This window comes from Niallia sp. Marseille-Q9988 (assembly GCF_976954375.1).
The window spans coordinates 63,581-83,173 of the sequence record NZ_CDRJSZ010000018.1; the positions used below are offsets into that span (position 1 = coordinate 63,581).

General features: G+C 37.0%; 21 protein-coding genes. 9 read left to right on the forward strand and 12 right to left on the reverse strand.

Annotation, left to right across the window (positions count from 1 at the left end; all coding sequences use genetic code 11):
• Positions 1 to 11: 11 nt before the first annotated feature.
• Positions 12 to 734, reverse strand: coding sequence for a class I SAM-dependent methyltransferase (locus ACWNMZ_RS23275; RefSeq protein WP_235251733.1), 723 nt, complete (start codon positions 732 to 734; stop codon positions 12 to 14).
• A 153-nt stretch (positions 735 to 887) separates the two neighbouring features.
• On the opposite strand from ACWNMZ_RS23275, the gene ybaK reads away from it, so the two are divergent.
• Positions 888 to 1,364, forward strand: coding sequence for a Cys-tRNA(Pro) deacylase (ybaK, locus tag ACWNMZ_RS23280; RefSeq protein ID WP_031537701.1), 477 nt, complete (start codon positions 888 to 890; stop codon positions 1,362 to 1,364).
• 56 nt (positions 1,365 to 1,420) lie between these two features.
• Here the strand turns inward: ybaK and ACWNMZ_RS23285 are convergent, their stop codons facing one another.
• From ACWNMZ_RS23285 to ACWNMZ_RS23305, 5 genes are all read right to left on the reverse strand, one after another.
• Complete coding sequence (locus tag ACWNMZ_RS23285; RefSeq protein ID WP_441131930.1) at positions 1,421 to 2,344, reverse strand: EamA family transporter; 924 nt, start codon at positions 2,342 to 2,344, stop codon at positions 1,421 to 1,423.
• A gap of 198 nt (positions 2,345 to 2,542) precedes the next feature.
• Positions 2,543 to 4,276 carry a thiol reductant ABC exporter subunit CydC gene (gene cydC, locus ACWNMZ_RS23290; protein ID WP_251629022.1) on the reverse strand — a complete coding sequence of 578 codons (1,734 nt, stop codon included), beginning with the start codon at positions 4,274 to 4,276 and terminating at the stop codon, positions 2,543 to 2,545.
• A gap of 12 nt (positions 4,277 to 4,288) precedes the next feature.
• Positions 4,289 to 5,989: a thiol reductant ABC exporter subunit CydD gene (gene cydD, locus ACWNMZ_RS23295; protein ID WP_449598930.1), complete on the reverse strand. Its 1,701-nt coding sequence runs from the start codon at positions 5,987 to 5,989 to the stop codon at positions 4,289 to 4,291.
• The gene (gene cydB, locus ACWNMZ_RS23300) at positions 5,989 to 7,005 is read right to left on the reverse strand and encodes a cytochrome d ubiquinol oxidase subunit II (RefSeq protein WP_031537709.1); all 1,017 of its coding nucleotides are present in this window, start codon (positions 7,003 to 7,005) and stop codon (positions 5,989 to 5,991) included. The genes cydD and cydB overlap by 1 nt, the downstream gene beginning before the upstream one ends.
• Positions 6,998 to 8,395: a cytochrome ubiquinol oxidase subunit I gene (locus ACWNMZ_RS23305; protein ID WP_396953887.1), complete on the reverse strand. Its 1,398-nt coding sequence runs from the start codon at positions 8,393 to 8,395 to the stop codon at positions 6,998 to 7,000. The genes cydB and ACWNMZ_RS23305 overlap by 8 nt, the downstream gene beginning before the upstream one ends.
• A gap of 461 nt (positions 8,396 to 8,856) precedes the next feature.
• Here ACWNMZ_RS23305 and ACWNMZ_RS23310 point away from each other — a divergent pair, with 461 nt between their 5' ends.
• From ACWNMZ_RS23310 to ACWNMZ_RS23320, 3 genes are all read left to right on the forward strand, one after another.
• Positions 8,857 to 9,165 carry a hypothetical protein gene (locus tag ACWNMZ_RS23310; RefSeq protein WP_235251730.1) on the forward strand — a complete coding sequence of 103 codons (309 nt, stop codon included), beginning with the start codon at positions 8,857 to 8,859 and terminating at the stop codon, positions 9,163 to 9,165.
• 292 nt (positions 9,166 to 9,457) lie between these two features.
• Positions 9,458 to 9,682: a hypothetical protein gene (locus tag ACWNMZ_RS23315; RefSeq protein WP_449598931.1), complete on the forward strand. Its 225-nt coding sequence runs from the start codon at positions 9,458 to 9,460 to the stop codon at positions 9,680 to 9,682.
• Between the two features lie 247 nt (positions 9,683 to 9,929).
• Positions 9,930 to 10,784 carry a Cof-type HAD-IIB family hydrolase gene (locus ACWNMZ_RS23320; protein WP_235252517.1) on the forward strand — a complete coding sequence of 285 codons (855 nt, stop codon included), beginning with the start codon at positions 9,930 to 9,932 and terminating at the stop codon, positions 10,782 to 10,784.
• Positions 10,785 to 10,872: 88 nt separating this feature from the next.
• Here the strand turns inward: ACWNMZ_RS23320 and ACWNMZ_RS23325 are convergent, their stop codons facing one another.
• The 3 genes from ACWNMZ_RS23325 to ACWNMZ_RS23335 form a co-directional block, all read right to left on the reverse strand.
• Entirely contained in the window at positions 10,873 to 11,523 is a 651-nt protein-coding gene (locus ACWNMZ_RS23325; RefSeq protein ID WP_048717713.1) for a TetR/AcrR family transcriptional regulator, read from the reverse strand.
• Positions 11,524 to 11,589: 66 nt separating this feature from the next.
• On the reverse strand, positions 11,590 to 12,612 hold the full coding sequence (locus ACWNMZ_RS23330) for an ABC transporter permease (protein WP_235252519.1): 1,023 nt from the start codon (positions 12,610 to 12,612) through the stop codon (positions 11,590 to 11,592).
• Complete coding sequence (locus tag ACWNMZ_RS23335) at positions 12,602 to 13,336, reverse strand: ABC transporter ATP-binding protein (protein ID WP_235252521.1); 735 nt, start codon at positions 13,334 to 13,336, stop codon at positions 12,602 to 12,604. The genes ACWNMZ_RS23330 and ACWNMZ_RS23335 overlap by 11 nt, the downstream gene beginning before the upstream one ends.
• A 210-nt stretch (positions 13,337 to 13,546) precedes the next feature.
• On the opposite strand from ACWNMZ_RS23335, the gene ACWNMZ_RS23340 reads away from it, so the two are divergent.
• Both ACWNMZ_RS23340 and ACWNMZ_RS23345 read left to right on the forward strand, forming a co-directional pair.
• Positions 13,547 to 13,996 carry an SRPBCC family protein gene (locus tag ACWNMZ_RS23340; RefSeq protein WP_031540212.1) on the forward strand — a complete coding sequence of 150 codons (450 nt, stop codon included), beginning with the start codon at positions 13,547 to 13,549 and terminating at the stop codon, positions 13,994 to 13,996.
• A 264-nt stretch (positions 13,997 to 14,260) separates the two neighbouring features.
• On the forward strand, positions 14,261 to 15,211 hold the full coding sequence (locus ACWNMZ_RS23345) for an alpha/beta hydrolase (RefSeq protein ID WP_449598932.1): 951 nt from the start codon (positions 14,261 to 14,263) through the stop codon (positions 15,209 to 15,211).
• Between the two features lie 59 nt (positions 15,212 to 15,270).
• On the opposite strand, the gene bshB2 is transcribed toward ACWNMZ_RS23345, so the two are convergent.
• The 3 genes from bshB2 to pdxK form a co-directional block, all read right to left on the reverse strand.
• Complete coding sequence (bshB2, locus tag ACWNMZ_RS23350; protein WP_031540220.1) at positions 15,271 to 15,936, reverse strand: bacillithiol biosynthesis deacetylase BshB2; 666 nt, start codon at positions 15,934 to 15,936, stop codon at positions 15,271 to 15,273.
• A gap of 52 nt (positions 15,937 to 15,988) precedes the next feature.
• Positions 15,989 to 16,336 carry a YojF family protein gene (locus ACWNMZ_RS23355; RefSeq protein ID WP_031540221.1) on the reverse strand — a complete coding sequence of 116 codons (348 nt, stop codon included), beginning with the start codon at positions 16,334 to 16,336 and terminating at the stop codon, positions 15,989 to 15,991.
• A gap of 127 nt (positions 16,337 to 16,463) precedes the next feature.
• Positions 16,464 to 17,285: a pyridoxine/pyridoxal/pyridoxamine kinase gene (pdxK, locus tag ACWNMZ_RS23360; protein WP_031540222.1), complete on the reverse strand. Its 822-nt coding sequence runs from the start codon at positions 17,283 to 17,285 to the stop codon at positions 16,464 to 16,466.
• A gap of 269 nt (positions 17,286 to 17,554) precedes the next feature.
• On the opposite strand from pdxK, the gene ACWNMZ_RS23365 reads away from it, so the two are divergent.
• Genes ACWNMZ_RS23365 through ACWNMZ_RS23375 form a run of 3 tightly spaced genes read left to right on the forward strand, consistent with a single transcriptional unit; the run spans position 17,555 to position 19,287 of the window.
• Positions 17,555 to 18,016 (forward strand): molybdenum cofactor biosynthesis protein MoaE, encoded by a 462-nt coding sequence (locus tag ACWNMZ_RS23365; protein WP_031540223.1) that lies wholly within the window; start codon positions 17,555 to 17,557, stop codon positions 18,014 to 18,016.
• Positions 18,013 to 18,246, forward strand: a complete 234-nt coding sequence (gene moaD / locus ACWNMZ_RS23370) for a molybdopterin converting factor subunit 1 (RefSeq protein ID WP_031540224.1) — start codon at positions 18,013 to 18,015, stop codon at positions 18,244 to 18,246. Before ACWNMZ_RS23365 ends, moaD begins: the two co-directional genes overlap by 4 nt.
• Before the next feature lie 18 nt (positions 18,247 to 18,264).
• Positions 18,265 to 19,287, forward strand: coding sequence for a MoeB/ThiF family adenylyltransferase (locus tag ACWNMZ_RS23375; RefSeq protein ID WP_109769433.1), 1,023 nt, complete (start codon positions 18,265 to 18,267; stop codon positions 19,285 to 19,287).
• The last annotated feature ends 306 nt before the right edge of the window (positions 19,288 to 19,593 follow it).

Genomic DNA, 19,593 nt, shown 5'->3' on the forward strand with positions numbered 1-19,593 from the left:
CCTCTTCCTTCTTAAAGGCTAGCTCGATATACACGGTAGCCGATTATATTTCCATACGTATAAAGAATATAGGAGTGATCCATCAGCTTTCCTTCTAACTGCATATTAACAGGCACAGATGTATCGATTGCTTCGTCCTCTGGTTCCATTCCTGTCATCATATGAGAAAAAACAGAGTGGCCAAGCGTTACTTCTACTTTTGGGAATCCTGCTTCCTTCATCAAATTGATCCATTCCTTTTCTGTATAAACTTTCTCAATCCCATATACTTCACACATATTCTGGTGTTCCATTGCATAAAGAGCTCTTTCAGCTGTCATTTCTACCAAAAGAAGGACACCACCAGGTTTTAGCACTCTTTTGATTTCGGCAAGAGAGTTTTTGCAATTAGTAAAAATAAGCACGGATTCTACTAATATAATGTCGAAACTATCGGAAGGAAAGGGCATTTTTTCTAAGCTGCCTTGAACTAATTGGATGGAAATATGCTCTTTTTCAAAACGTTTATTTGCTCTTTTTACCATAGTGGGATGGTAGTCAATACCTGTTACAGAACAAGGGTAATTCTTTTTTATATAGGCAGCTGTCTGGCCAGTACCACAGCCGCCATCTAGGAGTGTTGTTTCTTCGGTGATTTTTTCCTGCTCTAATAAGAACTTTGTTAACGTTAATCCACCTGGATGTGCACCACTTACCCCAAAATAAGCTAGGGCATCTTGATAGGTCGGTTTCATCTTTTTCCTCCCAACAAGTCAATTTCTACTTTTCCATACTATATGAGGAATAAGCTGCATTGGTTCGAGATTATTTAACACTCCTTTTCACTTTATTATGATAAGGTTTAATAAGGGAAGAATTTACACTTAGTGGGGAAAGGAAGAGAATACATGGCTATTACTAAAACAAATGCAATGCGAATATTGGACGCCGAAAAGATTCCATACAGTATTCATACATATGACAATAAGGATGGGAAAATTGACGGCGTTTCCGTTGCGGGCAAGATTGACAAAGAAATAGAAATGGTGTACAAAACACTTGTGGTGAAAGATGGTGGCTCGGGAGTTTATGTATTTGTTATCCCTGTTGCAGCAGAGCTTGATTTAAAAAAAGCAGCTAAAGTAGTAAAGGCTAAAAAAATCGAAATGATTGCAGTGAAGGATATTCAAAAGTTAACTGGCTATATTCGGGGAGGCTGTTCACCAATTGGTATGAAGAAAAAGTATGAAACCATCTTAGATAAAAGTGCGGACAAGCAATCTGCGATCATTGTTAGTGGCGGAAAGATTGGTGTTCAAATCGAAATAGCTGTTGAGCTGTTAATCCAGGTTACAGATGCAAAGGTGGAAGAGGTTATTCATTGAGGAAATGGTTCGGCTCATGCACTTAACTAATCTCTGTGCTTGAGCCTATAACTTTACTAAATCGGCTTCTCTGCTAATTCTCTTTCTGTGCTTCTACGTTTAAGAGAAAGCAATAAAATGGTGGTTAAAATAAAAAAAGCGCCTATCCATTCATATATATTAAATGGAACCTTTAACCATATAACGGCAAGGAATGCTGCGGATAATGGCTCTGCACATGATAGCAAACTAGTCTCCGCTGCCTCCAAATGCTTTAAGCTTTCTAAATAACAGAAGAAGGCGATCAAAGTACCAAATAATATGACAAATACAATTGCTAGGATAGAAGATAAGGTAAATATCCCATCTCCGGTCTTCCAAGGCGGATAGAAAAACGACATTCCAAAACCACCAAGGATCATTCCCCATGCGACAACCACTGTAGAGCCGAATTCCTTCAACAACTGAGCAGGCTGTAAGGTGTACAGGGCAAGAAAGAAGGCAGAGCTTAATCCCCAGGCTAAAGCTTCAGGTTTAATGGAAATGGTCGAAAAAATCCCAGCAGATACTAGTAAATAGGTCCCTAATAAAGCAGTAATGATTCCAACTATATGCTGAAAGGGAGGGATAGTTTTTCTGATAAGAGCAGTATAAAGAATAATAAGGACAGGTGCTAAGTACTGCAATAACGTGGCTGTTGCTGCATTGCTGCTTTCTATCGCAGCAAAATAAGTAAACTGAACTCCAGCCATTCCCAGCAGTCCGAAAATAAGTATATTTACCACGCTAGCTCTTCTTTTCCAAATACCCCATATGTCTGTTTTACTTGTTAAGCCTAAATAAAGCAGTAGTAAAGCACCGCTAGTAAGAAGGCGAATACACACAAGCCAGCCAGTGCTAAATTGCTTGTGAGTGAATAAAAATTGTGCTACAGAGCCAGAAACTCCCCATGAAATAGCGGCAGTTAGAACAAGGAATATCCCAATAGACTTTCGTTTCATTTATATTTCCTCTTTTGTCGTAATAGATTTTGTTCCTATTATATAAAAAATATAGAAGTTTGAATATACAGAAAAGTATATTTTGTTCTTACATCTTTGGGGTCTAAAAGAAATAGGGAATTGATCGTTTATTCGGAGTAGTTTTCATCCATTTCTTTTCATAACGGGAGGCGATCTTCGATAGAAAATCGCCTCCCATTATGATAGATGAAAATCTGGATGGTCTAAGGCATACAGGTTTTGATAGCGACTACTTGTTTCAAGAAGTTCTTTGTGGCTTCCTCTTAGAACAATTTCGCCATGATCCATAAAAATGATTTCATCCATTTCTTCCACACCTACTAAATGGTGGGTAATCCAAATCAACGTTTTTCCATTTAATGAGGAAAAGATTGTATTAAGTAATGCTTTTTCTGTCTTTGGATCAAGACTCGCATTTGGTTCATCCATAAGGACAATAGGAGTTTTTTGTAGCAAAATTCTTGCTAATGCTACTCTTTGTCTCTCTCCGCCAGAAAAGCGTTGCCCAGTTTCCTCCATAAAAGTATCCAAGCCGTTCGATAAAGAGGAAACCAAATCCTCTAATTGTGCCAATTTAATGGCGTTTGCCAGTTCTTCCTCTGTCGCTTCTTCTACACCTAGTAAAATATTATTTCGGAGCGTCGTAGCAAACAGGTGAGGTGTTTGATTTAGTACAGAAATAATGGAAGAAGTATCTGCCTGAAAGGAAGCAGCTGATTCTCCGTTAAATGTTACACTACCTGCTGTTGGCTCGATAACTCCTTGTATTAATTTTAATAAGGTCGACTTACCAGCACCACTTCGTCCAATTACGGCTATTTTTTTTCCTTGTGGAATGTCCAAGCTTACATTTGATAGAGAAAATGCTTGCTCTTGATCATAGCGGCAAGAAACTTGATTTACCTGAATATCCACCTGATCCGTTTCGATTGCTACACGATTAGGTGCCTTTTTTTGTATAGGTACTTCTAGCTTTCTAAGTCTGGCTAGAGAATCTTGATAAGCAGGCAGCTTTTCAAACGCGTCAGATACGACTAAAAAAGCATCGAGAATTGGTAAGGCAACAAGAATGATAGCAGCAATTAAGGTAACAGGTATATTTCCTTCTACATATTGTTGACTAGACCAGAATACGAGAGAAAGGATAATAAGGGCAGCAACTGCCTGTGAAACTAAGTTGCGCCAAAGAGTAAATTGAACAAGCTGATGATTGATCTTTGCAACAATCGCTTCCTCTTTTTCGTACTCTTTTATAAAGCTTTTGGAACGACCACTAATCACCCAATCACTTATTCCTAAAATACTATCTGTTAGTTTTTGATAGAGTCCATTTCTTCTTTGTTTAAATGCTCTTTGTTTTTGGCGCATAAGTACTAAAGAAAGAACAGGGAAAAAGAATAATAACAATCCTAAATATAGTGCCATAAGGAAAGCGAAAGGAACATCTAAAATGCCAATCGCACAGACAACAATGATATACATTACGATTGTTGCAAAAGTCGGGAAAATAGTCCGCAAATAAATATTTTGTAGCTTCTCAATATCTTCAGAAAGAATACCTAACATATCGCCTACTTTAAATCTGTTCTTTAAAAATAAAGCCTGTGGTTCTAAAATTTGGTAGAGCTTTAAGCGCATTTTCGATAAAATACGTAGGACGGTATGATGACCAGCTAACTTTTCCAAATAGCTAAACACAGCTCGGCTAATACCAAAGGTTCTTACACCAACAATCGGCACATATACCATCAAAATATTTTCAACAGGAATGGCTGATTTAGAAATAAGATAGCCAGACGTAAAGGTAAGCATCGCAGCTGTAAGTAAAGCAAGGATACTCAAAAAAAGTATGAAGGTAATACGGCTTTTATTTGCTTTTAGAAATGGGAAAATCCATTTGTTTTCATTCAACTGAGCTCCTCCTTACTGCTGTAATAGCTTATAATAGTAACCTTTGGCTACCATTAATTCTTCATGTGTGCCTGTTTCTACAATTTCGCCTTGATTCATAACAAAGATATAATCCATGTCTTTCATCCAGTGAAGTCGATGTGTCGCAAGGAAAACAAGCTTATCGTTAAATAGTGGCAGCATCGTTTCCTTTAATTCAAATTCAGTTTCGATATCTAAATGGGAAGTAGGTTCATCTAACAGCATGATTTTTCGATTCGTTAAAAACGCTCTAGCTAAAGCAATTCTTTGTTCCTGTCCACCACTTAAATTCCTTCCCCCATCGCCTAGCACTTCATCTAAACCATTAGGGAAGGTTGTGAAAATATCATATAAACCAGTTGCTTTTAATGCTTGGATAATTTCTTCATCTGTAGCTTCTGGATGGTAAAAAGCAATATTCTCCCGTAATGTCATGCTAAAGATATAAGGAGATTGTGGGATATACGTAGTAAGCTGTCTCCATTCATCTGCCATTAGACTAGGAATAACATCGCCATTTAAAGAAATGGTCCCATTACAATGGTTTGAAAATCCGCTTAGCAGATCAATAAGAGTAGACTTACCAGCACCACTTTCACCGACAATGCCAATTTTTTTATATCCATCAATCATAAATGAGAGATTTTTTAAAGTTACTGCTTCCTCTGGACGGTGTCGAAATGCAACGTTATGAAAGGCAAGGGATGGTTTGTCACCTAGAGAAATGGATTGACCAGTTCCTTGTTCAGGTGTTGGAATTTGAATGATTTGTTGAATTGCTTCCCCAGCTTCCTTTCCGTCTAATGTTGCATGAAAATCTGCTCCAACCATCCGCACGGGTAGAAAGAATTCTGGTGCCAAAATAAGAATCATTAAGGCGGGCAATAACACTAATTCACCATTTATTAAGCGCAAACCTAAATTAACAGCAACAACTGCAACAGAAAGGGACGTAAAGAAGTCTAAGGAAAAAGAGGATAAAAACGCTAATCGCAATGTTTTCATCGTTGCTCCCCGATATTGTTCACTAACCTTTTCGATTTTTTCACTGTGCTGTCTGCTTCTTCCTAAAAATTTAAGTGTTTCTAACCCTCTTAATGAGTCTAAGAAATGATTGGATAGGACTTTGTATGTTGCTAGTTGGCGATCCATTTGACTGCTAGCTGCCATGCCAACAAGTATTAAAAAAACGATTAAAATCGGCATTGTAACTGTTAGGATTACACCTGAGAGCCAGTCATTCCAATATACAAATAGAATAATCATGCCAGGAATAACCCCTGTAGCAAGCATTCTTGGTAAGAAAAGTTCCAAGTAGGTTCTATATTGAGTTACGCCTTCAAGGACAAGGGTCGCAATGTTCCCGCTGCCTTGTTTTTTTGTGTATTTTGGCCCAAGCTCGAATAGTTTTTGCATTAAATGAAAACGTAGCTCCTTGCTTGTTTTTTTAGCAAACGATGTCGCGATATTTTGTTGAACCGTGTGCAAGAAGTGTCTGCCTAAAAAAGCTAATAAGAACAATATGATTTTTACATACTGCTCTTGAAAGGTGTTTCCGTTATATAAAGAGGCTATTATTTCTGCAAGCCATTTGGCCTGCAGAATAATAGCAGCTCCTTCTACAATTGTTAATATTCCAATAAGAACAAGAATCGGCTTGATTCCATTAAGTTTTAATAGATTTTTATCCATTAGTATTCTAAATGGGACTTTTCAGTAATACGTTTCCGGAATACAATATAGCTCCAAATCTGATAGCCTAAAACAAAAGGCAGAAGAGTTAAAGCCACAATCGTCATTACTTTTAAAGAGTAGTTACCGGAAGCTGCGTTTTGAATCGTTAAGCTAAAAGCATCACTTATCGAACTAACCATTACTCTAGGAAATAAGCCGATGAAAATAGAGGCAAAGGATAAAGTGATAACTGCACCAGTCATTCCGAAAGCCCAGCCGTCCATTTTTCGAGAAATAAAGAATCCACCAACTACAAAGGCAATAACCCCTAAAGAGAAGATAAAGGAAAGGATTAAGCCACGTTCTTCGAAAATATCTGTTTTGATATACGTTAGGGCAGAAAACAATGTTAATAAGATACCTAGTAAAGGTAAAAGTTTTTGTGCTAAGTTACGTGCTCTTTCTTGTAAATCACCAACAGTTCGTAATGTGGTAAATACTAATCCATGTACAAGGCATAGGACAAGGACAGTAAGACCGCCTGTTAATGTATAGTAGTTTACAACATCAAAGAAGCCTGCTTTTAATTCCATATTTTGATCAATTGGCAAACCTTGCATGAAACAAGCAAATACCACTCCAAATAATAATGGAGGAAGGAAACTACCTAAGAAAATACAAACATCCCAGGTTTTTTTCCATGTTGGATGGCTATCTTTTGCACGGAATTCGAACCCTGTGGCCCGAACAATCAGTGCTAATAAAACAACTACAAGTGGTGTATAAAATCCGCTGAACATTGTAGCATACCAATGAGGGAAGGCTGCAAACATGGCACCTCCTGCAGTAATTAACCACACTTCATTAGCGTCCCAATAAGGACCAATCGAATTAATGAGAATCCGTTTTTCTACATCGTTTTTTGCTAATAGTTTTGTTGACATTCCGACACCAAAATCAAACCCCTCTAAAAAGAAGAATCCGATAAATAAAACCGCGACTAAAATAAACCAAAGGACATTTAACTCAAGCATGGAAACCCTCCTTCGCAAACGGGTCATTCGTAACTTTTGCATCTTCTTTTTCCATCATGTATGGCCCTTTTTTAATAACTTTTACATATAGATAAACCATGATTGCACCTAATACAGCATAGATCGTACAGAATGCAATAATAGAGAATAATACTTGACCTGCTGAAACACTTGGAGAAATACTATCTTCTGTTGTCATTAATCCGAAAACAGTCCACGGCTGTCTGCCAATCTCCGTCATAATCCATCCGGAAGTATTTGCAATAAAAGGAAGAGATATCCCTGCAACCATCAAACGGTAGAACCATTTATTTGGCTTAGCCACTAATTTCTTTTTCCATGCTAAAAATACGCCATAGATGCCGAGGAGAATCATTGCTACTCCTGCTGCAACCATTATTCTAAAGCTCCAGAAAGTAGTTTTGACTGGAGGAATATAATTACCGTCCCCATATGCCTGAACATACTCTGCTTGAAGCTCATTCATCCCTTTCACACTTCCATCTAATGTGTTATAAGAAAGAATGCTCAATAGATAAGGAATCTTTAGTTCGGCACTATTTTCTTTATTTTCTACATCGATATTGGCAAAAACAGTCCAAGGTGCTGGATCTTCACTGTTCTCCCATAATCCTTCACTAGCAGCCATTTTCATTGGTTGTGTTTCTACTAAAAATTGTGCTTGAGCATGCCCTGCAACAAGTGTTAAGAATGTAGAAGTTAAGGCGACTGTAATACCGATTTGAAAGGATTTCTTAAAGAAATCTACATCTTTTTTTCCTAATAATTTAATCGCACTAATTCCACATACTAAGAATGCCCCTGTAGCTAATGCGGCAAATACGGTATGAGGGAATTCGACAAGAACCTGGCCGTTTGTAATAAGTGCGAAGAAGTCATTCATTTCTGCTCGACCATTATTAATCTCAAAACCAACTGGCCGTTGCATAAAACTATTTGCTACTAGAATCCAGAAGGCAGAAATAGTTGTTCCAAATGCAGTTAACCAAATACATGCCAAATGTACTTTTTTCGATAAGCGATCCCAACCGAATATCCATAATCCGATAAAGGTACTTTCCATAAAGAATGCAAGTAATGCTTCAATTGCAAGTGGTGCACCGAAAACATCACCAACAAAACGAGAGTAATTAGACCAGTTCATTCCAAACTGAAATTCTTGAAGAATTCCTGTAACAATTCCGATAACAAAGTTGATTAAAAATAATTTGCCCCAAAATTTAGCCATTTTCTTGTATTCTTCATTTCCTGTCTTCACATAAAAAGATTCCATGATTGCGATAATAAATACTAAACCGATTGAAATAGGAACAAAAAGAAAGTGGAAAATGGTCGTTGAAGCAAATTGCAAACGTGATAGAAAAATCATATCCAAGGATTTCTCCTCCTTTTTTTGGTTTTTTGAATAAAATTGTGAATCTTATTGTGCGCAAAAGCGATAAAAATCATTGCATAAGATGAATAGGAATAAGCTGCATGCTAAATAGGAAGCTTGAATAACAGATAAAATTGTTATTTTCTTGAAGATCATCCTATGTAATTAGATGATGAAAAACGTCGATAAACATTGTTGTGAAAGGTTTTAACAGGTTTCTTTTTCCGATCGTCCCCTTTAGGTGAATGATAGATATATCATAATGAAATTTTGATTGTTTGCGGTAAACTTCACTCATTGTTTGAAAAATGTTCACATATTCGTTCACAGAAATGACAAAAACGAGAGTGGGTTTAGTAGGAATGGTAAGGAGGGAAGGAAAACAGAGAGGCTAGTTGGTTGGTAAATAAGGAGAATGGTGAAAGAGTAGCGGTGGCGAGAAAAGTGGTGGGAGTTTGCGAGTAAGTTGTGAAGTTGCAAGGAAAGATGTGGAAATGGCAAGGAAAGATGTGGAAGTGGCAAGGAAAGATGTGGAAGTTGCAAGAAAAGATGTGGAAGTTGCAAGTAAAGATGCGGAAGTCGCAAGTAAAGATGCGGAAGTCGCAAGTAAAGATGCGGAAGTCGCAAGTAAAGATGTGGAAGTGGCAAGTAAAGATGTGGAAGTCGCAAGTAAAGATGTGGAAGTGGCAAGTAAAGATGTGGAAGTCGCAAGAAAAGATGTGGAAGTCGCAAGTAAGTTGAGAAAGTTGCAAGAAAAGTTGTAGAAGTTGCAAGAAAAGTTGCAGAAGTAGCAAGAAAAGTTGCAGAAGTAGCAAGTAAGTTGTAGAAGTCGCAAGTAAGTTGCAGAAGTTGCAAGAAAAGTTGTAGAAGTTGCAAGTAAAGTTGCAGAAGTAGCAAGTAAAGTTGTAGAAGTCGCAAGAAAAGTTGTAGAAGTTGCAAGTAAGTTGAGAAAGTTGCAAGTAAAGTTGTAGAAGTAGCAAGAAAAGTTGTAGAAGTTGCAAGTAAAGTTGCAGAAGTAGCAAGTAAGTTGAGGGAGTCGCAAGTAAAAATGCGGAAGTGGCAAGGAAAGATGTGGAAGTTGCAAGAAAAGATGTGGAAGTTGCAAGTAAAGATGCGGAAGTCGCAAGTAAAGATGCGGAAGTCGCAAGTAAAGATGCGGAAGTCGCAAGAAAAGCTGCAGAAGTCGCAAGTAAGTTGAGAAAGTCGCAAGTAAAAATGCGAAAGTTGCAAGTAAAAATGCAGAAGCTGCAAGAAAAGCAGCTAAAGTCGCAAGTAAGTTGAGAAAGTTGCAAGTAAAGATGCGGAAGTCGCAAGAAAAGTTGCAGAAGTTGCAAGTAAGTTGAGAAAGTCGCAAGTAAAAATGCGAAAGTTGCAAGAAAAGCCGCAGAATCCGCAAAATAATTTACAAAAAGACAAGCGACTCTTAAAGTTCTCTTCCTTTTGTTGCTTGTTCTTTCATGATATGATGATACAGGAGTATGAGAATTCGAAAATAATTAAGATGAATAAAAGATTTGAGGGTGTTTAGATGATTAGATGCATAGCGATTGATATGGATGGTACGTTATTAACATCCACGCAAGAAATTACAGAAGAAAATCGAGAAGCAATTAAAGATGCACAAGCTAAGGGTGTAGAAGTAGTAATTGCTACTGGCCGTGCGTATGAAGAAGCTGGAGATCTTTTAAAGGATGCTGGAATTATCACACCGATGATTTGTGCAAATGGGGCAGAAATAAGAACAAATGAGCATGTCATCGTTGATACGAACCCATTAAGTAAAGGTCTAGCGAGACAAATTGCGGAACTTTTACATAAACATCAAGTATATTATGAGGTTTACACCAATAGAGGGACGTATACAGTAGATAAAACAGTAGCCAGATCCCTTATTATGGATATCTTTACTGTGAGTGGCCATGTTAAGGATATGGAAGAGATAAAAAGAGCGGCTGAAGAACGATTAGCGGTTATTCACCAATTAGATAGCTATGAAGAATTATTTGAAGATGATGACCAAATTATTTATAAATTATTAGCCTTCCATTTTGATCCAATCGTTTTAGGCAATGTTAGAGAAGAGTTGACTAAGCTTGTAGGGGTAGCAATAAGTGCTTCTGGTAAGGAGAACTTAGAAATTACTTCTGTTCATGCACAAAAAGGAGTGGCCCTAGAGGAGTTTGTGAACGCTCGTAATATTTCTCTTTCAAACACGATGGCAATTGGGGATAATTATAATGATGTTTCCATGTTTCAAAAAGCAGGCAGAGCAGTAGCAATGGGTAATGCAGTGGAAGATATTCAACGTCAATGCCATTTTGTGACAGGAACAAATGAAGAAAGTGGCGTAGCTCAAGCGATTAGAAAAGCATTAGAGGTATAAGAGGCAGCAAATTTTTTGCTCGCACTAAAAAATGGTGGATGAACTTAGTATTAATGAGTTCATCCACCGTTTTTTTTATAAGAATGGCCTATTCACGAGGTTTTAATCCAAAAAGAATAAACTGAATGGTTCGTTCGATTTCCTCTTCGTCATCCCACTGTATATCGGGAAGGAGGATATGGCGAGCGATAAAGTAACCAATAATCGAAGTAACTGTTAGACGAACAGAGCTAAAAGAAGGAATAGAAATAATCTCTCCCTTTTCTTTATAGGACTCCATGATTTCTTGAAAACGACCAAAGATTTTCACGGCAATCTGATTTTTAAATGTTTCACGGAGATCATCATGAAAGGGGATTTCTTGTATTAAAATTTTAAATAATGTATTATTTTTTTGCAGAAATTCCATTCTATTTTTTACAATTGCGCGTAGAAAATCTTCAAAGTTATGATGAGAAACATTTAACACTTTGTCAAAATCTTTAATCACTCTTGGTGCAATCAACGTGCTTAATAGTGGAGAGAGAAGCGTTAGCAGTAAATCTTTTTTCGTTTTGTAGTGACGGAAAATCGTCCCTTCTGCCACACCTGCCATTTTTGCAATTTCACTAGTAGAGGTGGCTGCATAACCTTTCTCAGAAAACGCATCAATGGCAGCTATCAATATTTTTTTCTGCTTATCTGTTATCGATTGTTCTTCTTTCAAAATAATCTCTAATATATTCTCGCTATTATTCATAGGAAACTCCTTTATCCATACAATCTACTCTAATTATATAAGATAGTGAAGGGAAAATGTAATAACTTAGATACTGCGATATTTTTTCAAAGCAAAGATATTAATAATCATCAAGACAATGGAATAGCCAAGCAATATAACGAGATATCCTACTATTTCCATAAACCCGTTGCCACGAATCATTACTTCTCGCAGGGCATCTGCTGCATAATATAGAGGAGTTAAGTAAGAAATCCAACTAATAGCAGAAGATATCGTATCTAAGTTAAATAATCCAGAAAAGAATACTTGTGGTACAACGACAATAGGAATAAATTGAATCATTTGTAATTCATTATTGGCAAAGGACGATAGGAGAATTCCTAATGTAAGTGCTACTAATGCCAATAGTAATGTAATTAATAATACATATAAAATGGAACCAGCGTTTGACATATGAAGTACATAAACCGAATAAAGGACGATGATTCCTGATTGCACCATTGTGAATAAACCAAAGCCAATGATATAGGAGAGAACAAGCTCCCATCTTCTAATAGGGCTCGAAAGCAATCGTTCTAATGTACCCGTTGTTCTTTCTCTTAAAAAGGATACACCGGCTACTAGAAAAACAAAGAAGAATGCAAAAAATCCAAGTAAAATAGGACCGAATGCATCAAATTGTTTCATATCAATAGAGCCGTAAAGTGCGTCTACATCAATTGCTGCTTCATTAGGAGATAGACTTTGCATGGCTCCCTGTATCTTTGCTGTCGTTGCTTTGCTAATGGAGGGATCGCTTCCTTCTACCATTAATTTGGTCTTTCCATTTTCTACAGCGAAATAAGCATCGATGTCCCCAGCCTTTAACGAGGCTATTGCTGTTGCTTCCGATTTATAGATGGAGGTTCGTAAATCTTCTTTTTCAAAGGCTGTACTTATGGGCTCTGGCACATTAATTAACCCTATTTTTGTTTCATAGTCATCCCCATTAAATACTAGATTTACTAAAGTTAATATGAGAATAGGAGCTAAAATCATCAATGCAAGGGTTCGTTTGTCACGGTAGAACTGTTTCAAAATGCGCAATACCAGTGCATTAATTCTCATTTGCTAAACCTCCATAATATAAAAATGCTTCTTCCATCGTCTGTGCATTACAGTTACTCATCAAGTTGCTTGGAGTATCGATAGCAATAAGTTGACCATTTCTTATCATTCCTAGTCGATCGCATTTTTCTGCTTCACCCATAACATGTGTAGTTACAATAATCGACGTCCCATTCTCTTTAAGCTTGTTGAAGGTTTGCCAGATAGCTTTTCGGAGAATTGGATCAATCCCTACTGTAGGCTCATCTAAAATAAGAAGCTTTGGATTGTTTAACAGTGCAATACAAATAGATAACCTTCTTTTCATTCCCCCTGAATACTGGGATACAGGCTTGGAAAGATGTTCAGACAACTCTACTAAAATGGCAGTACTTTCGATTCTATTTTTCTTCTCTATTCCTTTTAATCCATATAATCTAGCAAAGAAATCAAGATTTTCTCTAGCGGTTAAATCTTGGTATAAAGCGTCAGCTTGTGCCATATATCCGATTTTTGACATTATGTTCAGATTTGGCATTTTTTCATCCAATACATGAATGGAACCATTATCAGGTAAATCTAAACCAATAATCTCTTTTATAAGTGTTGTTTTTCCAGCTCCGGAAGGACCGAGCAATCCTAAAATTTCGCCAGGATAAACTTGTAAGTCGATAGCATTTAAAATTCGTTTTTTTTCAAATGATTTGGAAAGATTTTTAACAGAAACAATGGATGGTACAATCATATAAAGACCACCTTTCTAAGTTTGTGAGTGATTACTCACTTCACATATTACGATAGAAGAAACAGTTTGTAAAGTGAGTAATCACTCATTTTCAATAAATATCTGCTTACATTCCATGGAACTTTTGAAATCAATTATTCAATTCCATATGGTATTCGCTATAATAGAAATAATTAAATTAAAAAAGAGAGATCCTATTGAGGTGGAAAAATGGCTGATTTTAATGCGAGTGTAATTATTTGTGAGCCCATTGAAGAAGTGTTTGCCTATTTTGCAGATATGGCAAATGCTCCAGAATATATGAATAAAGTGGAATCAACAGAGAAAAAAACAGATGAGCCGATAGGCGTCGGTACAAAATATACAGAAGTTAGAAATGTGCGGGGTAATAAGGTGTATGCAGAAATAGAATATTTATCTTATGAAAAAAATGTAAGGTTTACACGACGTAGTAGCTCGAATGGATTAACTATTGACTATGCATATCGTTTTTCAGAGATTCCTGAAGGTACTCAAGTAGAGTTTGCAGGAACCGTTCATGTTAAAGGGCTCAAAATGCGACTAATGAGAAGCTTTCTTGTGAAAATGGTGAAATCAGAAGATAGTGATCATGTCCAAAATGCAAAAGAAGTGTTAGAAGGGGTAGTAGAAAGTTTGTAATAGTGTGAAGAGCTGAGGCAAAAGGTTTTTAGAAAAGACTTTTTATTCAGCTTTTTTTTTAAAATAGGTTGACTTAAAGAAGGGAAATGGGTATTATAAAATTAAGTTGTGTACAATTTAATTTTATAATTTTTAACCATAAGTTATAAAAATGTTACTCTCTATGCTAATGAGAAGAAATCATATAGCGAATAGGAGTAAAAAATTTTAATTATTTTAGTTGTGCACAATTTAATTTTAGAAAATTATAAGGAGCAGATAATCATGAAAAACAAACATCAAATTATATTAGAACCAGCGGCTAAAAAGTTTACAGAAGATACGGCTAACCCTCCATATTTATTCGATTTGGAGCCAGAACAAGGAAGAGTCGCAGTAGATGAAGTACAATCTGGAGAGATAGAAAAATTACCTGTGGAAGTAAAGGAATTGTTTATTGAGGGTGGACCAACGAATCAAGTTTCCATTAAAATTGTCCGTCCAGAGCATACATCTGCAGTTAAACTACCAGTTATTTTATATACACATGGTGCAGGATGGGTATTTGGAAATGCCCATACACATGATCGTTTAATTCGTGAACTAGCGGTTGGGTCAAATGCAGCGGTTGTATTTACAAATTACAGCCTATCTCCTGAAGCGAGATATCCGATTGCAATAGAAGAAGTATTTACAGTATTGGAATGGATTGCAGAAAAAGGAGCAGACTATTACTTTGATACAAATAATATTTTTGTCGCAGGTGATAGTGTCGGAGGGAATATGTCTGCGGCAATCACGTTAATGGCAAAAGAACGTAAAGGTCCCGTTATAAAAAAGCAATTGTTATTTTATCCTGTAACAGATGCATCTTTTGAAACAGAATCCTATCAACAGTTTGCAGAAGGTTTCTTTTTAAGAAAAGATGGAATGCAATGGTTTTGGGACCAATACACTACAAACGAAGAAGAAAGAGCGGAAATTACAGCATCCCCTTTACGAGCAACAAAAGAGCAATTAAGTGGTCTGCCAAAGGCTTTAATCATTACAGCAGAAGCAGATGTATTAAGAGATGAAGGGGAAGCCTATGCCAATAAGCTTCGTGAGGCAGGAGTAGATGTAACAGCTGCTCGCTTTGGTGGAATCATTCATGACTTTGTGATGCTCCATGCATTAGCTCATACAGAAGCAGCGAAAGGAGCTCTAATGCTTGCTAATGCTTGGCTAAAGGCATAACAATGAAATATAGTAAAAAAGCAAGCACAGAATAATTTTCCGTGCTTGCTTTTTTCATATTAAAATTTATAGGTCCAATATCTCTCGGTATATAATCGAGTTAAAACATCAGCTTCTTGATTATTTAGCCCTTCTTGAAGAGTGGCTGCATATTGTTGTGTTTGGGAAAGATGGGCAGCAATGGTTGCGACCTTCTGCTCTGCAAAATTTTGAACATCGATTTCAATATCCGGTTGTCCTAGGTCTTCTTCACAGTTTTTGGAAAAGGCTACACAATAAAGTGTTGGTCGTTTAGATGCTTCTCTTTTTTCAATTGCTTTTACAACAGCTGCTCCTGTAGCATCATGATCAGGGTGAACAGAATATCCTGGATAGAAGGTGATTACTAAAGAAGGATCTAATTCATCTAGTAACGCGGTAAATTCATTGACTAGAACTTCCTCCTTTAAGAATTCGATCGTTTTATCTCGATACCCTAGCATACGAAGGTCCTCTAAGCCCATTGATCGGGCAGCTTCCTGTAATTCATTTTTGCGAATTTCTGGCAAGGATTCTCTTGTGGCAAATGGCGGATTTCCTAAATTTCTTCCCATTTGCCCTAGTGTTAAGCAAGCATAAGTAACTGGAACACCTTCGTGTATAAATTTAGAAATCGTTCCGGATACACCAAATGCCTCATCATCTGGATGGGGGAAAATAACTAATACTTGTCTTTCTGTCTCCATTATATAATCCTCCTTTCGTAGAATGGTAAAAACTACACACTCGTTCTATTGATTATTCAAAGGGTGTTTCACTTATTTCTAGTGCTACTGCTAATTTCCCCGTAAAATCTAAGCCTGCTAATAACAATCTATTTTTATCATCTACTTCATAATGGGTAATACCTTCAGCATAAACCCAGCCAATAGCGGTTTTTAAGCCAATTCGATAAGGGCCGTTACCTGTAATCTTGCCGTATTCATAGGATAGCTTTGCATTACGGATATAAGCACCAGAGTTAAAGAAGGTTTCATCATTATGATTTGCATAGGCACCATTTGTCGTTTCTAAGTGAATATATATTTCTTTTTCGCTTAAACGATCGATTACTTTTTGTACTTTTTCGATTTGTACAAATTCCAAAAAACATCCCTCCTTTTTACTAGTTTATGGATTGGACAAAAAGTGGTTAGGCATTCTCTCGTTTTTACTAGCAATTATTTATCTATTAAAAAGGAGATATGCCATACATTCATTGTTTTAGAGGCTCTTACTTCACGCTAAGTTTTTCTTTTTCATTACGATATGCTCCGTGCATAGTTGGTCCCACATACTCATTTAATTTAAAACCATTGCGGATAGCTGCAGTAATAAAGTCTTTTGCTGTCTGAACAGCTTCTCCTACTGAAGCTCCTTTTGCTAGTTCAGCCGTAATAGCCGCAGAGTTTGTGCAACCTGCTCCATGTGTATACGTAGTATCAATTAGTTCGCTTTCAAAAATCGTAAATTCTTTTCCATCATATAGAAGGTCAATCGCTTTTTCATGTCCTAATTTGCTTCCACCTTTAATTAGAACATATTTTGGTCCAAGTGCATGGATTTTTACAGCAGCCTCTTTTAAATCTTCCACTGTTTTAATTGGTTTATCTGTTTGAGCAAGCTGCCATGCTTCAAAAAGGTTAGGTGTTACGATAGTTGCTCTTGGTACAAGCAGTTCACGAAGGGCATCTGCCGTTTCTGGATGAAGTACTTCATCTTCCCCTTTACAAATCATAACTGGGTCGATGACAACGTTTTTAATATCATTCTCATCAATTAGCTTTGCAGCAGCTTCGATGATTTCAACAGATCCAAGCATTCCTGTTTTCATGGCATCAATTCCAACAGATAACACGGTCTCTAATTGCGATTTAACTGTATTGATATCTTGAGGAAAAACATTATGATGCCAATGGTTCTTTGGATCCATTGTAACAATCGTTGTTAAGGCAGTCATCCCATAAACACCGAGTTCTTGAAATGTTTTTAAATCTGCTTGAATACCTGCACCACCGCTTGTGTCAGATCCTGCTAAAGTTAATACTTTCTTCATTTGTTATGCCTCCTATGTAATTGCCATTTTTAAGTGAAAAGTAATTTTGTTTGATTGAATAATTGTAGACCATTTTAATGAAGGTTACAACTTTTCCGTCTTCTTTCTTAGTTTGGTTTACAGAACCTTTTTGCATACCATTCACGAAAATTGTGTAAGAGGAGAGAATAGTGAGAGAATTCTGTCTACATTTATGGTAATCTATATATATACTTGATGATAGTTCGATAAGAAAAGAGTAAAACGGATGCAGGAAGAAAGGAATCTATATGAGTTTTGAAATAATAGATCATCCAATTAATATACAAAATGTTATGGATAAAGTAATAAGAAGAAATGCAGGTGCTGTGACTACTTTTATTGGTACAGTGAGAGAAATGACCGCAGGAAAGAAAACACTCTATTTATCATATGAAGCATATATTCCAATGGCAATAAAAAAAATGGAACTAATCGGCGAGGAGGTCAAGGAAAAGTGGGGCGATATTGAAATTGCGATATCACATCGAGTAGGGAAGCTTGAGATTAGTGATGTGGCAGTAGTTATTGCTGTTTCAACCCCTCATCGCAAGGATGCCTATGAAGCAAATCAATATGCAATAGAAAGGATAAAAGAGATTGTTCCAATTTGGAAAAAAGAGCATTGGGAAACTGGTGAAGAATGGATTGGAAATCAAAAGGGTACCAAAATGTATGTAAATGGCAAGCCAAGTGAGGAGGATTTTGGATGATAACATTGCTTTTTTTTGCAGGAGTGAAAGAAACGATAGGTAGTGAAACGTTAAAATTAGAGGGGGAGCAACAGACGATAGCCGAAATTAAAGAACACTTACAACATACTTATCCTACTCTATCTCTTCAAGGAGTAATGGTTGCAATTAATGAAGAATTTGCAATGGATGAGGATATCGTTAAGGAAAACGATAGAGTAGCATTTATACCACCTGTTAGTGGAGGGTAAAGGAAGGAGAAGAGCGAAGTGGAGCAAAGTAGGTATTCCCGGCAGATGTTATTCAACTCTATTGGAGTAGAAGGACAGAAAGTAATAGGAGAGAAGCATGTCTTCATAGTAGGGGCAGGCGCCTTAGGTTCGTCTCTTGCAGAGATGCTATGCAGAAGTGGGGTTGGGAGTCTTACCATTATAGATAGAGATTATGTGGAAAAAAGCAATCTACAGCGCCAGCAATTATATACAGAAGAAGATGCGAAGGAACGAATGCCGAAAGCTATTGCTGCTGAAAGAAGATTAAAGGAAATTAATCGGGAATGCAATGTTCAAGGAATTGTTGGGGAAGCGACAGTCGAGTTATTAGAACATCTAGCTAAAAATGTGGATTTAATAATAGATGCAACAGATAATATGGAAATTAGAATGATCCTAAATGATTTAGCTGTAAAGCATGGTATTCCATGGATATATGGCGCATGTGTGGGAAGTTCAGGAATGAGCTACACGATTATACCAGGAGAGACCCCTTGTTTACATTGTCTATTACAATCAATGCCTATGACCGGGATGACTTGTGATAGGGTAGGAATCATTGCTCCAGCTGTTCAACTGGTGGTTTCTCATCAGGTAACCGAAGCGCTAAAGCTGTTGATTGGGGACATTGTCTCATTACGTGGAACTTTTTTGACATTCGATTTATGGAAAAATGACTACCAAAACATAAAAGTTAGTCGTGCAAAGAGAGTAGATTGTCCTACATGTGGAGATAATCGGACCTATCCTTTTTTGGAAAAAGAAAACCAAACGAAGGTAGCTGTGTTGTGCGGAAGAGAAACCGTGCAAATTCGTCCAGTCATTCCTAAGGATATTCCTTTTCAACAACTTGCAGAAAGTTTTCAAAAGAAAGGATATGCAGTAAAACAAAATCCATTTCTATTGTCCGTTCAGCTAGAAAGAAACAGAGTTGTGTTTTTCCGAGACGGAAGAGCCCTGATACATGAAACAAATGATAGCATATATGCAAAAACACTATACGATCAATTACTCGGTTAGATAGAAAAAGAGGCTGGGACATAAACATTTCAGCTACAATAAATACGAACGATTATGCGGTAAGTTTACATGATCGTTCGTATTTATATTTTAGAAAAAGGTTTAAAAATGAAGTGGAATGGAGCGGAGGACGGTCGACTCCTGCGGGAAATAGAGGAAAGGCTGAGACCCCGCAGCGCGAGGGCACTGAAAAAGTCTAGTTCTCCAAATAAAATGAGGTTTTATTTATTTGAAAGCGAATAATAAGTTGGTTTGGAGAGGTGTCCGCTTGACTCCTATGGGAGCAGCGAGAAAGTCCGAGACCCT

Excerpts from the sequence above, each read along its gene's own strand:
- ACWNMZ_RS23275 (WP_235251733.1), bottom strand. The coding sequence starts at position 734 with ATGAAACCGACCTATCAAGATGCCCTAGCTTATTTTGGGGTAAGTGGT.
- ybaK (WP_031537701.1), top strand. The coding sequence starts at position 888 with ATGGCTATTACTAAAACAAATGCAATGCGAATATTGGACGCCGAAAAG.
- ACWNMZ_RS23285 (WP_441131930.1), bottom strand. The coding sequence starts at position 2,344 with ATGAAACGAAAGTCTATTGGGATATTCCTTGTTCTAACTGCCGCTATT.
- cydD (WP_449598930.1), bottom strand. The coding sequence starts at position 5,989 with ATGGATAAAAATCTATTAAAACTTAATGGAATCAAGCCGATTCTTGTT.
- cydB (WP_031537709.1), bottom strand. The coding sequence starts at position 7,005 with ATGCTTGAGTTAAATGTCCTTTGGTTTATTTTAGTCGCGGTTTTATTT.
- ACWNMZ_RS23305 (WP_396953887.1), bottom strand. The coding sequence starts at position 8,395 with ATGATTTTTCTATCACGTTTGCAATTTGCTTCAACGACCATTTTCCAC.
- ACWNMZ_RS23320 (WP_235252517.1), top strand. The coding sequence starts at position 9,930 with ATGATTAGATGCATAGCGATTGATATGGATGGTACGTTATTAACATCC.
- ACWNMZ_RS23325 (WP_048717713.1), bottom strand. The coding sequence starts at position 11,523 with ATGAATAATAGCGAGAATATATTAGAGATTATTTTGAAAGAAGAACAA.
- ACWNMZ_RS23330 (WP_235252519.1), bottom strand. The coding sequence starts at position 12,612 with ATGAGAATTAATGCACTGGTATTGCGCATTTTGAAACAGTTCTACCGT.
- ACWNMZ_RS23335 (WP_235252521.1), bottom strand. The coding sequence starts at position 13,336 with ATGATTGTACCATCCATTGTTTCTGTTAAAAATCTTTCCAAATCATTT.
- ACWNMZ_RS23340 (WP_031540212.1), top strand. The coding sequence starts at position 13,547 with ATGGCTGATTTTAATGCGAGTGTAATTATTTGTGAGCCCATTGAAGAA.
- ACWNMZ_RS23345 (WP_449598932.1), top strand. The coding sequence starts at position 14,261 with ATGAAAAACAAACATCAAATTATATTAGAACCAGCGGCTAAAAAGTTT.
- bshB2 (WP_031540220.1), bottom strand. The coding sequence starts at position 15,936 with ATGGAGACAGAAAGACAAGTATTAGTTATTTTCCCCCATCCAGATGAT.
- pdxK (WP_031540222.1), bottom strand. The coding sequence starts at position 17,285 with ATGAAGAAAGTATTAACTTTAGCAGGATCTGACACAAGCGGTGGTGCA.
- ACWNMZ_RS23365 (WP_031540223.1), top strand. The coding sequence starts at position 17,555 with ATGAGTTTTGAAATAATAGATCATCCAATTAATATACAAAATGTTATG.
- moaD (WP_031540224.1), top strand. The coding sequence starts at position 18,013 with ATGATAACATTGCTTTTTTTTGCAGGAGTGAAAGAAACGATAGGTAGT.